This is a genomic window from Streptomyces sp. NPDC052496 (assembly GCF_040679095.1).
Classification (GTDB): domain Bacteria; phylum Actinomycetota; class Actinomycetes; order Streptomycetales; family Streptomycetaceae; genus Streptomyces.
On the sequence record NZ_JBFAUH010000021.1, the window covers coordinates 173,839 to 186,544 of the forward strand.

Sequence of the window (12,706 nt, forward strand, 5' to 3'; positions counted from 1 at the left end):
ACCGCTCCAGCCGGAGGAACCAGCACCATGAGTGACTACCAGCACGAGATCGACCTCGAACGCAGGTCGGCGACGGCCGCCCGGCTCTTCGACATCCGCCTCATCATCGGCGGCCTGTTCACGCTCTACGGCGTCATCGTCATGATCGCCGGGTTCACCGTCAGCGACGCTGACCTGAAGAAGGCCGAGGACATCAACATCAATCTCTGGACGGGTCTGGGCATGCTGCTGCTCGGCCTGTTCTTCCTGGCCTGGCTCAAGCTCCGCCCGGCCGTGCCGCCGACCGCCGAGGAACTGGCGGCCCTCCAGGAAGAGACCGGCTGACCGGCGCCCGTCACGGCGGCGGAACCACCTCGGCCCCCGCCGCCTCCCGCGCGCCCGCGCCCCGGGTCGCCGCCCGGTCCAGCAGCCCGGTCCGCGCCGCCAGCGCCGCCGCCTCCAGCCGCGAGCCCACGCCCAGCTTCATCAGGACCCGCTGCACATGCGTACGGGCGGTGCTCGGCGCGATGCCCATGCCCGCCGCGATCAGCCGGGTGTCCTCGCCCTCCGCGACCCGCACCAGCACCTCCACCTCGCGCGGAGTGAGCATCTGCAGCAGCCGGGCGCCCTCGTCGTCGGGCTGCGCGGCCGGATGCAGCAGCTCCTCGAAGGCTTGCTGGAGCAACTGCGGCGCGATCGCCGCCTCGCCCGCCCGCGCCTTCATCATGGCGCGTTCCACGCCCTCGATCCGCTCGTCGTGCCGTACGTAGCCCGAAGCGCCCGCGGCGAACGCGGCGGCGATGCCGCGCGGGTTGGGCACCGGACCGAGCACCACCACCGCGACCTGCGGCCGCTCCTTCTTGATGCGCACGACCGGGTCGAAGGCGCCCGGCTCGGCCGGTGCCGCCGTGCCCAGCAGGCACACTTCGGGCGCACGGCTCACCACCAGGTCCGCCGCCCCGGCGCTCGGGGCGGCCGCCGCGAGCACGCGGTGCCCGCGCAGTTTCAAGGCCGAGGCGAGTGCCTCGGCGAGCAGTCGGTGATCGTCGACCACCATCAGCCGCACGCCCATTGCAGCAACCCCCCAAATTCCCCGGCGAGCCCAGCCCCCCGGCCCTCGCCAGGCCCCTTGCCCCCGGAAGCTACACGCTTGTTCGACATTGCGCGCCCCCTCAGGGGAAGAAGCCTGCCGCAACGCTGAAATCCCGGCCAATCAGGTTGAGTCAGGCCCGCTTTCCCGGCCGAATGTGACAGGAGAGGCACCGGAGCCGATCGTTCGTGTCCGGCCCCGGCGGTGGCGGTCCGTCCGCTACGCGTCCTCCGCCAGCTCCAGCCACCGCATCTCCAGCTCCTCCCGCTCGCCCACCAGCTCCCGAAGCTGCGCGTCCAGCCCCGCCACCTTCTCGAAGTCCGTGGCGTGCTCGGCGATCTGCGCGTGCAGCTTCGACTCCTTCTCGCCGATCCGGTCCAGCTGCCGCTCGATCTTCTGCAGCTCCTTCTGCGCCGCCCGCGTCACCGCCGCCGGCTTCTGCTTCGGCGCGGCCTCCGCCGGAGCCGGTGCGGGCGCCGCCGCGTCGATCACCTTCTGCCGCCGCTCCAGGTACTCGTCCAGCCCCCGCGGCAGCATCCGCAGCGTCGCGTCACCCAGCAGCGCGAACACCCGGTCCGTGGTCCGCTCGACGAAGTACCGGTCGTGGCTGATGACCACCAGCGACCCGGCCCAGCCGTCCAGCAGGTCCTCCAGCTGCGTCAGCGTCTCGATGTCGAGGTCGTTGGTCGGCTCGTCCAGGAACAGCACGTTCGGCTCGTCCATCAGCAGCCGCAGGATCTGCAGCCGGCGCCGCTCACCGCCCGACAGGTCGCCGACCGGCGTCCACTGCTTCTCCTTGGTGAACCCGAACTTCTCGCACAGCTGCCCCGCGGTCATCTCCCGGCCCTTGCCGAGATCCACCCGCTCCCGCACCCGCTGCACGGCCTCCAGCACCCGCAGCGCCGGATCCAGCTCCGCGACCTCCTGCGACAGGTACGCCAGCTTCACGGTCCTGCCGACCACGATCTTGCCCGCGGCCGGCTGCGCCTCGCCCTCCGTACGCGCCGCCTCGGCCAGCGCCCGCAGCAGCGAGGTCTTGCCCGCGCCGTTCACGCCCACCAGGCCGATCCGGTCGCCGGGCCCGAGCTGCCAGGTCAGGTGCTTCAGCAGCACCTTCGGCCCGGCCTGCACGGTCACGTCGGCCAGCTCGAAGACCGTCTTGCCCAGCCGCGAGTTGGCGAACTTCATCAGCTCGGCGGTGTCGCGCGGCGGCGGCACGTCCGCGATCAGCTCGTTGGCGGCCTCGATACGGAACCGCGGCTTGCTCGTGCGCGCCGGAGCACCCCGCCGCAGCCAGGCCAGCTCCTTGCGCATCAGGTTCTGCCGCTTGGCTTCCTCGCTGGCGGCGATCCGCTCGCGCTCGGCGCGGGCGAAGACGTAATCGCTGTACCCGCCCTCGTACTCGTGGACGTCACCGCGCTGCACGTCCCACATGCGGGTGCACACCTGGTCCAGGAACCACCGGTCGTGCGTGACGCACACCAGCGCGGACCTGCGGGCCTGGAGGTGGCGGGCGAGCCAGGAGATGCCCTCGACGTCCAGGTGGTTGGTGGGCTCGTCGAGCACGATCAGGTCCTGCTCGGCGATCAGCAGCTTGGCCAGCGCGATCCGGCGGCGCTCACCACCGGACAGCGGCCCGATCACGGTGTCCAGGCCCTGCCCCAGCCCCGGCAGGTCCAGCCCGCCGAACAGGCCGGTCAGCACGTCGCGGATCTTGGCGTTGCCCCGCCACTCGTGGTCCGCGAGGTCACCGATCACCTCGTGGCGCACGGTGGCGGCCGGGTCCAGCGAGTCGTGCTGGGTCAGCACGCCGAGCCGCAGCCCGCTGTTGTGCGTGACCCGCCCGTCGTCGGCGTCCTCCAGCTTCGCGAGGATCCGGATCAGCGTGGTCTTGCCGTCGCCGTTCCGCCCCACGACGCCGATCCGGTCCCCCTCGTTGACGCCGAGGGAAACACCGTCGAGCAGCGCACGGGTTCCGTACACCTTGCCCACGGCTTCCAGATTGACGAGGTTGACGGCCACACTTCACTCCATCGGTCGGGGTCCTCCTGACAGCCTAGTCCGGGCCCCGGAGGCTTTTCCCCGCGCGCACCGGGCGCGGGGAGCGAGAGCGGTGGCTTCACGCTCCGTGCGCGCCGGTGTGCCGCCCCTACAGGACCGTCGCCCCCGGGACCGGGCCCGCCGCCACCCGTGCGGTCCGGCAGGTCCCGGACGTCAGCAGGGCGTCGGCCACGGCCGCCGCCGTGTCCGCGTCCTTGGTGAGGAAGGCCGTGGTGGGCCCCGAGCCGGAGACCAGGGCCGCCAGGGCCCCGGCGGTGGTGCCCGCCGTGAGGGTGGCGGCCAGCGAGGGCCGCAGGGACAGCGCGGCGGGCTGGAGGTCGTTGGCGAGGGCCGGGGCCAGCGCGGTGGCGTCACCGGCGCGCAGCGCGTCCAGGAGTTCCGGCGACGCCTGCGGCTCCGGGACGGCCACCCCTTCGTTCAGCCGGTCGAACTCGGCGTAGACGGCCGGCGTGGACAGCCCGCCGTCGGCCACCGCGAAGACCCAGTGGAACGTGCCGCCCACCTCCAGCGGCGTCAGCAGCTCGCCCCGTCCGCGCCCCAGCGCGGCCCCGCCCACCAGGGAGAACGGCACATCGCTGCCCAGCTCGGCGCAGATCTCCAGCAGCTCGTCGCGGCCGGCGCCGGTGCCCCACAGCGCGTCGCAGGCGACCAGCGCGCCCGCCGCGTCCGCGCTGCCGCCCGCCATGCCGCCCGCGACGGGGATGTCCTTGGCGATGTGCAGGTGCACGTCGGGCTCGATGCCGTACCGCGCCGCGAGGAGCTCCGCGGCACGCGCCGCCAGATTCGTCCGGTCGAGCGGTACCCGGTCGGTGTCCGGGCCGGTGGCGGTCACCCGCAGCGACGCGGCGGGCGCCGCCGTGACCTCGTCGTACAGCCCGACGGCGAGGAAGACGTTGGCCAGGCCGTGGAACCCGTCCGGACGCGCGCCGCCGACGGCGAGCTGGACGTTGACCTTGGCGGGTACGCGGACGGTGACGGACGCGGGCCGGGCGGTCACGCGGCGCTCCCTTCCGGTGCGGGCCGGTGCTCGGCGATCCGGGCGAACTCCTCCACCGTCAGCGCCTCCCCGCGCGCCTGCGGCGAGACCCCCGCGGCGACCAGCGCGCTCTCGGCAGCGGCCGCGGACCCGGCCCAGCCGGCCAGCGCCGCCCGCAGCGTCTTGCGCCGCTGCGCGAACGCCGCGTCCACGACGGCGAAGACCTCCGCGCGGCTCGCGGTGGTCTCGACCGGCTTCTCCCGGCGGACCAGCGAGACCAGCCCGGAGTCGACGTTCGGCGCGGGCCAGAACACGTTGCGCCCGATCGCCCCGGCGCGCTTGACCTCCGCGTACCAGTTGGCCTTGACCGACGGCACGCCGTACACCTTGTTGCCGGGCCGGGCCGCGAGCCGGTCGGCGACCTCGGACTGCACCATGACCAGGGTGCGGTCGATGGTCGGGAACGTGGCGAGCATGTGGAGCAGCACCGGCACCGCGACGTTGTACGGAAGGTTGGCGACCAGCGCGGTGGGCGCCGGGCCGGGCAGCTCGCGCACCAGCATCGCGTCGCTGTGCACCAGCGCGAAGCGGTCGGCGCGGCCGGGCAGCCGGGCCTCGACGGTGGTGGGCAGCGCGGCGGCCAGGACGTCGTCGATCTCGACGGCGGTGACCCGGTCGGCGGCCTCCAGCAGGGCCAGGGTCAGCGAGCCGAGCCCGGGGCCGACCTCGACGACCACGTCGTCCGCCCGTACCTCGGCGGTGCGCACGATGCGCCGGACGGTGTTGGCGTCGATGACGAAGTTCTGGCCGCGCTGCTTGGTGGGGCGTACGCCCAGCGCGGTGGCCAGTTCGCGGATGTCGGCGGCGCCCAGGAGGGGGCCGGGCTCGTCGGTGGGGCTGCTGTTGCTCACCCGTGCAGCTTACGGCGCGCCGCCCGGGGAGCGACGCCACCGGCCGCCGGGTGCCGGGCGGCCCGCCTCCCGCTGCCGTCCCTCACTCGTGCAGCCGGCGCCCGCACACCGGCCAGGGGCTGGCCCCCCGGCTGATGTAGAGCTTCTTCGCGCGGTAGGTCTGCTCGCGGGCCGGCGCGTCCTGCGGCCGGCCGCTGCCGCCCAGGCCGCGCCAGGTGCCGGCGTCGAACTGGTACAGCCCGCCGTACGTGCCGGACGCGTCCACCGCGTTCGCCCGGCCGCCGGCCTCGCACTCGGCGAGCGCGCCCCAGTTCAGGTGGTCGGCGCCGTCCACGCTCATCGGCATCGGCTTGGTGCCGACGTGCACGATCCGGTCGCGCGGCTCGCGCACCACCTCCGAGCCGACCTTCTTGGGCTTCTGCTGGACGCCGTTGACCGTGCGGACCTCGTAGGTGAGGCGGCGTACGCCGGGCTGGCCCTGGCGGACCACGGTCTCGGTGCCCTTGAAGAGCGTCGGGTCGGCCTGTTTGACCGTCTCGAACGGGATGGTCACCTCGCGGACCTTCTCGGCGCCGGTGATGCGCAGCACGGAGACGGTCTGCCCGTCGCGCGGGAAGGACTCGGGCGCCACGGAGGTGGTGTCCTCGCCGCGCAGCACGATGCCCGCCTGGTCGAGGGCCTCGCTGACGGTGGCGGCGTTGGTGCGCACGGTGTGTTCGCGGCCGTCGGCGACGAAGGTGACGCTGCGTTCGGTGCGGACGTCGAGGTCGAGGCCGTTGCGGCCGATGCGCTGCGCGGGGTCGGCGGACAGGTGGGCGCCCTCGGCCCGCACGCCGAGCTGGCGCAGCGCGCCGCCGACGGTCTCGGCGGTCGTCCAGACCTGGCGGTGTTCGCCGTCGAGGGTGAGGCGGATCGGCCGTCCGTAGCGGACGGTGATCTCGTCGCCGCTGGTCAGCGCGGCGTCGGCGGCGGGTTCGACGAGGTCGTGCTCGCCGACCCGTACGTCCTCGTCGGCGAGCAGGTCGCCGACGTCGGCGGCGAAGGTGTGCAGGGTGCGGGGTTCGCCGTCCACGTCGATGCGGACGGCCTTGTCGTGGGCGATGAACGCGGAGGTGCCGCCGGCGAGGAACGCGACGACGAGGGCCTGCGGGAGCAGGCGCCGGCGGGTTTCGGCGGCGTCGGTGCCGCGGCGGTCGAGGCCGTTGGACCGGCCGGTCATGCCGCGGCGGTGGGCGGTGCCGCGGGCGGCCCGGCGGGCGGCGGCCCGGCCGCCGGCGCGGGGGGGTGGGACGTCGGCGAGGTCGTCGCGCAGCGGCACCAGCGGTCCCTGGTGGGGGACGCGTCCGGATTCCGTGTCCGTGGCGGGTCCGGCGGGCGCGCCCGAAGCGTCCTGTGGTTGCTGCTGTGCGGGCAGCTGCATCGGCGGCTGCGACGGTGGCTGGGGCTGCGGCTGCCGGGCGTCTTCGGTGTCGCGTGCCGCCGGGTACGGGTACGCCGGAGCCGGCCCGTAGCCGTACGCCCCGTACGTCTCGTACACGTCGTACGGCCCGTACTCCCCGTACGCGCTGTACGCCCCACGCTCCGCGTACCCCCCGTACGGGCTGTACGTCCCGTACTCACCGTGCGTCCCGTACGCGTCGTACGACGCGTACCTCCCGTACGGGTCGGGATTCTCCACGGCTGCGTCGCGCGGCGGCTCGGCGCTCGGTCCGTGTCCGCCGTGCGCGACGCGGTGGCTGCCCTGCGAATGAGTCACGACGCTCCACGTGCCACAGGTCCGGGTTGTCGGCCGGAATGTAGCGGAGCGCCGGTGACTCTCCAAAGCGGACCCGCTACACAGTGTCGTCGCGCTATTGTGCGGCGCCCGTGCCCGGGGTCCGCTCAGTAGCCGAAGGCGCGCGCCGTATTGACGGCCACGGCGGTGGCCAGCGCGTCCTCCGTCATCCCCTTGACCTCGGCCATGGCCCGCAGCGTGACCGGAATGAGATACGGGGCGTTAGGCCGTCCGCGGTACGGGGCGGGGGTGAGGAAGGGGGCGTCGGTCTCGACGAGCACCAGCTCGGGCGGGGCGACGGCGAGCGCGTCGCGCAGCGGCTGGGCGTTCTTGAAGGTGACGTTGCCCGCGAAGGACATGAAGTAACCGGCTTCGGCGCAGACCTTGGCCATGTCCGCGTCGCCCGAGTAGCAGTGGAAGACGACGGTGTCCGGCGCGCCCTCTTCGCGCAGGATGCGCAACACGTCGTCGTGGGCCTCGCGGTCGTGGATGACCAGGGCCTTGCCGTGCCGCTTGGCGATCTCGATGTGGGCGCGGAAGGAGCGCTGCTGGGCGGCCATGCCCTCGGGGCCGGTGCGGAAGTGGTCCAGGCCGGTCTCGCCGACGCCGCGGACGTGCGGCAGGGCCGCCAGCGCGTCGATCTCGGCGAGCGCCGCGTCGAGGGCGGCGTCGCCGCCGGGCTCGCGGGCCCCCTGGCGTGACCACCCGTCAGGGTCGCCCAGCACGATGCGCGGCGCCTCGTTCGGATGCAGTGCGACCGTCGCGTGCACCGCCTCGTACGCGGCGGCGGTCTCCGCGGCCCAGCGCGAGCCGTTCACGTCGCAGCCCACCTGGACGACGGTGGTGACGCCCACGGAAGCGGCCTTGGCCAGCGCTTCCCCGACCGTGTCCCTGGCGGCGCCTCCCAGCGGTGGCTGGGGGAGCATGTCCAGGTGGGTGTGCGCGTCCGCCACCGGTACCCGAAGCGGTTCGGGCAGCGGCGGCGGCGCGTCCTTGGTCGTGTCCTTGGTCGTGCTGCTCATGGCCGCGATCCTACGAGGGGCCGGTGGACGTCACCGCGCCAGGACCGCGGCCCGCCTCCTCACCTGCGGTGCTGGAAGGGGTGCAGCAGGTCGGCGAGGTGCCAGTGGTGCCGTTCGCGGTGGCCGTCCGCGCCGGCCCGGTCGCCGGCGCCGTCCTGCGCGCCGTCGCTCTGCTGCGGCACGGTTCCCGCGCCCGCGCCCGCGTTGCCCTCTGCGGCGCCCGCCGAGGGCTGCTCGTACAGACCGGCCAGCGCCTTGGAGATCATCGAGACCTGTCCGGCCCGCATGATGCGTACGACGTGCCCGCCGCAGTTCAGGCAGGTGGGCCGGGTCAGGGGGGAAGGCACCCGCTCGCCGTCCGCGTAGTACACACAGTGCGCGCGCCCGTCCGCGTCGACGTGGTGCCGTATTTCGTACGACTGCTCCCAGCCGTGGCCACAGCTCATGCACGCGAAGGCGTACGCCTCGTGTGCCGGGGGGTCGGTCCTGGGGGTGGGGTGGGCGCCGGTGGTGATACCCGGCGTACGCGCGATGTCACTCATAGCCGCTCCTCTTGCCCGCTGGACAAGGTCTCCGGGGACGAACGTCCCACCTCCAGTGGACGCCTTTCCCGGCGGTGGCGCAGCAGGCCCTCCTAGCTGTTGGCGCAGATTTGGCAGGACACAGAGACTCGGCCCTGCTGCGCGGCCCACGTTTTACCTTCCAGGCTAGTCATTTACCTTCCGGAGGTCCCGTTCGCGCCGCATTCTTTGCCGCCACGACGGCATCGAACACCTCTCTTTTGGGCAGGCCGGTCTCGGCGGCGACGGCGGCGATGGCCTCCTTGCGGCGCTCCCCCGCCTCCTCCCTGACGTGTACGCGGCGCACGAGCTCGTCGGGGCCGAGGTCCTGCGGACCGGTCTCGGGGGCCCCCTCGACGACGATGGTGATCTCCCCGCGTACGCCGTCCGCCGCCCACGCGGCGAGCTCCGCCAGCGGCCCGCGGCGTACTTCCTCGTACGTCTTGGTCAGCTCGCGGCAGACCGCGGCGCGGCGGTCGGCGCCCAGGATCTCGCTCATGGCGGCGAGGGTGTCGTCGAGGCGGTGCGGCGCCTCGAAGTAGACGAGGGTGCGGCGCTCGTCGGCGACCTCGCGCAGCCGGGAGCGGCGCTCGCCGGGCTTGCGGGGCAGGAAGCCCTCGAAGCAGAACCGGTCGACGGGCAGGCCGGAGACGGCGAGCGCGGTGAGCACCGCGCTGGGGCCCGGCACGGCGGTGACCTTGATGCCGCGTTCGACGGCGGCGGCGACCAGCCGGTAGCCGGGGTCGGAGACGGAGGGCATGCCGGCGTCGGTGACGAGCAGGACGCGGGCGCCCGCTTCGAGGGCGTCGGCCAGTTCGGGGGTGCGGGCCGCCTCGTTGCCCTCGAAGTACGACACGACGCGGCCGGTCGTGTGCACGCCGAGCGCCTGGGTCAGGCGGCGCAGCCGCCGGGTGTCCTCGGCGGCGATCACCTCGGCCGCCGCCAGTTCGGCGGCGAGCCGCGGCGGCGCGTCCGCGACATCGCCGATGGGCGTCCCTGCAAGTACCAGCGTTCCAGTCACGCCCCCATCCTCCCAGCCGTACGGCGGGCCGCGTTCCGGCGGCGGTGCCGTACGCGCCGCACGGACCCGGCCGCGCGGCCCCCGCGTCCCGCACAGGCCGCTTCCCTACGATGGCCCGGTGACGAGTGACACCGCGACAGACGCCGACCGCGCCGAGGAGACCGCCGGGCAGCCCCGCCGGTGGCAGCGCAGACTGCGCCGGTTCGGATACGCCGGCCGGCCGCAGGCCGACGCCCGTGAGCGGCTGGTGCCGGCCTTCCCCCAGCCGGGGACGCGGGTGTGGACGGTGCTGGGCCTGCGCCCGGCCGCCGCCGCCCGGCTGGCGCGCTGGTCGGGCTGGGGCGGTCCGCTGCTGGTCGCGCTCTTCGCCGGCCTGCTGCGGTTCTGGAACCTGGGCAGCCCGGCGAAGGTGATATTCGACGAGACGTACTACCCCAAGGACGCCTGGTCGCTGCTCCAGTACGGGTACGAGGGGACCTGGGCGAAGAACGCCAACGACGCGCTGGTGGCGCACCCGCCCGAGATCCTGCTCTCGCCCGAGCACTCGTACGTCGTCCACCCGCCGCTGGGCAAGTGGATGATCGCGCTGGGCGAGTGGGCGTTCGGGATGAACCCCTTCGGCTGGCGGTTCATGGTCGCGCTGCTCGGCACCCTGTCGGTGCTGCTGATCTGCCGGATCGGGCGGCGGCTGCTGCGCTCCACGGCGCTGGGCTGCCTGGCGGGCGTCCTGCTGGCGGTGGACGGCCTGCACTTCGTGATGAGCCGCACCGCGCTGCTGGACCTCATCGTCATGTTCTGGGTGGTGGCGGCCTTCGGCTGCCTGCTGGTGGACCGGGACCGCACCAGGGCCCGGCTGGCGGCGGCGCTGCCGGTCGGTACGGACGGGCTGGCGCGGCCGGACGAGACGGTGGGCGACCGGCTGCGGCTGGGGTGGCGGCCGTGGCGGCTGGCGGCCGGGCTGTGCCTGGGCCTGTCCGCCGCGAGCAAGTGGAACGGCCTGTACTACCTGGCGGCGTTCGCCGTGCTGTCGGTGCTGTGGGACGTGGCCTCGCGGCGCACCGCCGGTGCCCGGCACCCCGTACGCGCGGTGCTCCGCCGCGACCTGGTGCCCGCCTTCGTGGCGACCGTCGTGGTCGCCATGGCCGCGTACCTGGCGACCTGGACCGGCTGGCTGGTCACCAAGGGCGGTTACTACCGCGACTGGGCCACCGCCACGCCGGAAGGCCGCGCGGGCGGCGGGCAGTGGCTCCCGGACTGGCTGCGCAGCCTGTGGCACTACGAGACGGAGGTCTACGACTTCCACAAGGGCCTGTCGACGCCGCACACCTACCAGTCCAACCCGTGGAGCTGGCTGGTGCAGGGCCGCCCCGTCTCGTACTTCTACGAGGACCCCAAGATGGGCCACGACGGCTGCACGGCGGCCGAGGGCTGCGCACGGGAAGTCCTCGCGCTGGGCACGCCCCTGCTGTGGTGGGCGGGCTGCTTCGCGCTCCTGTACGTGCTCTACCGGTGGCTGTTCAGGCGGGACTGGCGGGCGGGCGCCATCGCGTGCGGCATCGCCGCGGGCTACCTGCCCTGGTTCCTGTACCAGGACCGGACGATCTTCCTGTTCTACGCGGTGGTGTTCGTCCCGTTCCTGTGCCTGGCCCTGGCCATGATGACCGGCGCGATCCTCGGCCCGCCGGGCTCCGGCGAACGCCGGCGCGCGGTCGGCGCCGTCGGCGCCGGGGTGCTCATCCTGCTCATCATCTGGAACTTCATCTACTTCTACCCGCTCTACACCGGCCAGCCGATCCCCAAGAGCGCCTGGCACAACCGGATGTGGTTCGACACCTGGGTCTAGCTGCCGAAACGGCCTGCCCGCTCAGCTCACGTACCGGGTGTCACCGGTGGTTGCCGGTGGTCGCCGGTGGCCCCGGGACGGCCCACAGACGGCCCAGGGGCCCGTTCACGGGGCCCGGCGGAGTCGTCGGGCGTAGCGCCGCACGGTGAGTTCGCGGGCCAGGCTGGGGGCCGCGTATCCGGCCAGGATCAGGCCGCACGCCACCGCGAACGCTGTCCAGACTCCGGCCAGTTCGCGGAGCAGGAGTGTGCAGCCGACCAGTAACAGCAACCCGAGCGTCACGGCCAGCGCTTGCCGTTCGTTCCTCACCGTGCTCACCTCCTGGTGCACCGGCATCCGGAACCCCAGAGGTTAGGCGCATCGAGCGGAACGGGCACCCCTCGGCGGCCTCTAGCGGTAGAGGCTCGAACCTCTACCGCTAGAGGTACCGCTAGCACCCCAAAGGCGCTCTGAACTGGCCGTTAGCCGTTAGAGGCCACGTCCGCCGAACCCCGGAAACGCCCCGAAACAAGGAGTTCGGCCCCTCCGGCACAGCCGCTATCGGCCTGCCGGCGCGCGGTCGGGTCACCGGCCGCCCGCAGCCTGGCCGTTGTCTTCGTTGTCGGCGGGTTCGGGGACGGTACCGGTCCCGTCGCACCGCTCGCACTGGATGGTGTGCTCTGTGCCGCTGGCGTCCTTCACGGTCACCTGGCCGCCTTGGCAGCTTCCGCAGATGGGCACCGCGTGCTCCCGCTCTCGTTCGCGTTGCTCCGCGAGGCGCTGCACCAGGTTCAGCAGCCGCCCGTACCGGCCATCCTCCCGCAGCGCCGGAATCCACTGTGGATCTACCACGCCCATGCCGTTCGCCTTCCGCACGCCGGTCTTCGTGCCTTCATGGTCCTGCCCGGCGGGCGGTCGTTCAACGCGCAGGGGGTCACGCTCCGTTGCTTGTTGCTTGTTGTCGCTACAAGCGACAACAAGCTGAAGGGGGGGGGCCGAACGCCTCTCAGGGGCCGTTCCGGGGGGTGTTGCTTGTTGTCGCTACAAGCGACAACAAGCCGCAACAAGCGACACAGAGTGACGACGAAACCGGGGGGAGGCGGCAGGGGAGGTGCCGGGGAGCGGGGGAGTTCTCCCCCGACGCCTCCCCTGGCCAGACTCCCCCGCCCGACCTGCCGAAACCCTGTACGGGGGAGGCGGGGGAGACGCCTTCCCGACCGCCTTCAAGGGCGCCGGAAGTGAGGTTTTGCCTCTCCTGCCTGCCTCCCTCCCCCGGCGTCAGAACGCCGTTCGGTGACAGGGAGGCACCAGGGAGGCAGGGAGGCGACGGGCAACGGCAACAGATCGGGCCCCAGGAACGCGCCTCCCGGCCTCACTCGCTTCCCTCCCTGCGGCCGGGTGCGGGTCGGGGCGGGAAGGGCATGAACGAGCGGCTACGCCGCACGATCCTTGGCAGGCTCGCTTCGCTCGCGCGCGGTGGCCGCCGTACG

12 protein-coding genes are annotated in these 12,706 nt (G+C 73.2%); 2 read left to right on the forward strand and 10 right to left on the reverse strand.

The features are described 5' to 3' along the window. Positions 1-27 precede the first annotated feature (27 nt). Positions 28-324, forward strand: a complete 297-nt coding sequence (locus AB0L45_RS26755) for a hypothetical protein (protein ID WP_365844164.1) — start codon at positions 28-30, stop codon at positions 322-324. Positions 325-334: 10 nt separating this feature from the next. Here AB0L45_RS26755 and AB0L45_RS26760 read toward each other — a convergent pair whose 3' ends face one another. The 8 genes from AB0L45_RS26760 to rsmI form a co-directional block, all read right to left on the reverse strand. Further along, positions 335-1,051: a LuxR C-terminal-related transcriptional regulator gene (locus AB0L45_RS26760; RefSeq protein ID WP_365844167.1), complete on the reverse strand. Its 717-nt coding sequence runs from the start codon at positions 1,049-1,051 to the stop codon at positions 335-337. 237 nt (positions 1,052-1,288) lie between these two features. Next, on the reverse strand, positions 1,289-3,091 hold the full coding sequence (locus AB0L45_RS26765) for an ABC-F family ATP-binding cassette domain-containing protein (RefSeq protein WP_365844169.1): 1,803 nt from the start codon (positions 3,089-3,091) through the stop codon (positions 1,289-1,291). Positions 3,092-3,218: 127 nt separating this feature from the next. Beyond that, positions 3,219-4,127, reverse strand: a complete 909-nt coding sequence (locus AB0L45_RS26770; RefSeq protein WP_365844171.1) for a 4-(cytidine 5'-diphospho)-2-C-methyl-D-erythritol kinase — start codon at positions 4,125-4,127, stop codon at positions 3,219-3,221. Then, positions 4,124-5,017: a 16S rRNA (adenine(1518)-N(6)/adenine(1519)-N(6))-dimethyltransferase RsmA gene (gene rsmA, locus AB0L45_RS26775; RefSeq protein ID WP_365844173.1), complete on the reverse strand. Its 894-nt coding sequence runs from the start codon at positions 5,015-5,017 to the stop codon at positions 4,124-4,126. The genes AB0L45_RS26770 and rsmA overlap by 4 nt, the downstream gene beginning before the upstream one ends. Before the next feature lie 82 nt (positions 5,018-5,099). Next, a complete protein-coding gene (locus tag AB0L45_RS26780; protein ID WP_365844175.1) occupies positions 5,100-6,773 on the reverse strand; it encodes a ubiquitin-like domain-containing protein in 1,674 nt (557 codons plus the stop codon). A 125-nt stretch (positions 6,774-6,898) separates the two neighbouring features. Continuing rightward, entirely contained in the window at positions 6,899-7,813 is a 915-nt protein-coding gene (locus AB0L45_RS26785) for a TatD family hydrolase (protein ID WP_365844177.1), read from the reverse strand. Positions 7,814-7,872: 59 nt separating this feature from the next. Then, positions 7,873-8,355, reverse strand: a complete 483-nt coding sequence (locus AB0L45_RS26790) for a hypothetical protein (RefSeq protein ID WP_365844179.1) — start codon at positions 8,353-8,355, stop codon at positions 7,873-7,875. 169 nt (positions 8,356-8,524) lie between these two features. After that, a complete protein-coding gene (gene rsmI, locus AB0L45_RS26795) occupies positions 8,525-9,394 on the reverse strand; it encodes a 16S rRNA (cytidine(1402)-2'-O)-methyltransferase (RefSeq protein ID WP_365844181.1) in 870 nt (289 codons plus the stop codon). Between the two features lie 118 nt (positions 9,395-9,512). Here rsmI and AB0L45_RS26800 point away from each other — a divergent pair, with 118 nt between their 5' ends. Next, positions 9,513-11,237, forward strand: a complete 1,725-nt coding sequence (locus AB0L45_RS26800) for a phospholipid carrier-dependent glycosyltransferase (RefSeq protein ID WP_365844183.1) — start codon at positions 9,513-9,515, stop codon at positions 11,235-11,237. 105 nt (positions 11,238-11,342) lie between these two features. On the opposite strand, the gene AB0L45_RS26805 is transcribed toward AB0L45_RS26800, so the two are convergent. Both AB0L45_RS26805 and AB0L45_RS26810 read right to left on the reverse strand, forming a co-directional pair. Then, positions 11,343-11,546, reverse strand: a complete 204-nt coding sequence (locus AB0L45_RS26805; protein ID WP_365844185.1) for a hypothetical protein — start codon at positions 11,544-11,546, stop codon at positions 11,343-11,345. Positions 11,547-11,801: 255 nt separating this feature from the next. Then, a complete protein-coding gene (locus tag AB0L45_RS26810) occupies positions 11,802-12,092 on the reverse strand; it encodes a hypothetical protein (protein WP_365844187.1) in 291 nt (96 codons plus the stop codon). Positions 12,093-12,706: the final 614 nt, after the last annotated feature.

Bases quoted from the DNA above. Each gene is read 5' to 3' on its own strand.
- AB0L45_RS26755 (WP_365844164.1), top strand. From the start codon at position 28: ATGAGTGACTACCAGCACGAGATCGACCTCGAACGCAGGTCGGCGACG.
- AB0L45_RS26760 (WP_365844167.1), bottom strand. From the start codon at position 1,051: ATGGGCGTGCGGCTGATGGTGGTCGACGATCACCGACTGCTCGCCGAG.
- AB0L45_RS26785 (WP_365844177.1), bottom strand. From the start codon at position 7,813: ATGAGCAGCACGACCAAGGACACGACCAAGGACGCGCCGCCGCCGCTG.
- AB0L45_RS26790 (WP_365844179.1), bottom strand. From the start codon at position 8,355: ATGAGTGACATCGCGCGTACGCCGGGTATCACCACCGGCGCCCACCCC.